This window comes from Corallococcus praedator (assembly GCF_003612125.1).
Classification (GTDB): domain Bacteria; phylum Myxococcota; class Myxococcia; order Myxococcales; family Myxococcaceae; genus Corallococcus; species Corallococcus praedator.
The window spans coordinates 1-862 of record NZ_RAWI01000800.1; the positions used below are offsets into that span (position 1 = coordinate 1).

Below are 862 nucleotides of genomic sequence, written 5' to 3' on the forward strand. Positions count from 1 at the left end.
GGTCGGTCATGCGATCAATCGCGGCGCGGTCGAAGTGTTCGGTCACGGCGGGGTCGGCGGCCAGCACCTGCGACAGCGTGCCGCCCTGTTCATTGACGACGCGGCAGGCGGCATAAACGATGTCGTGGGCCTGCTGGCGTCCGGTGAACGGCGCCATCTGCATCATCACCGCTTCGGCGACGATTAGGCCCTTCGACATTGCCAGATTTTGCGCCATGCGCTTGTCGTCGACGATCAAGCCTCCGAGCGCGAATTTCGCCTGATGCAACGCGCCCGCGGTAAGCACGAAACTCTCCGGGATCGCGATCCACTCGGCATGCCACGGTCCGGTGGCGCGCTCGAAGTCCTGTATCATGGCGTCGAGCATCAGGCCGGCGTGCTGGCGCACCGCCTTAGAAGCCGCCAGCATCAGTTCGGATGAAATCGGATTGCGCTTCTGCGGCATCGTCGACGACGCACCGCGGCCCTTGACGAAGGGCTCATAGACTTCGGCGAATTCGGTCGACGCCATGATCATGATGTCGAGTGCGATCTTGCCGAGCGTGCCCGTGACCAGCGCGAGAAAATTGATGACCTCGGCCAAGCCATCACGCGCAACGTGCCAGGTCGAAACCGGCGTGCCGAGGCTCAATTCCTTGCACAGCGCCTCCTGCACAGCGAAACCCTTGTCGCCGAGCGAGGCCAATGTCCCGGCCGCGCCGGCAAATTCGCCGACCAGCACGCGCGGCTTGAGTTGCTCGAGCCGTTCGGCATGGCGGTCGAACATCGCCAGCCAGATCGCGGCCTTGTAACCAAAGGTCACCGGCAAAGCCTGTTGCAGGTGGGTGCGGCCGGCCATCGCGGTGTCGCGATGCTTTTGCGC

General features: G+C 63.9%; 1 protein-coding gene. It reads right to left on the bottom strand.

All coding sequences use genetic code 11. The features are described from left to right. On the bottom strand, positions 1 to 862 hold an 862-nt coding region (locus D7Y13_RS41830; protein WP_147452662.1), incomplete at both ends, for a class-II fumarase/aspartase family protein.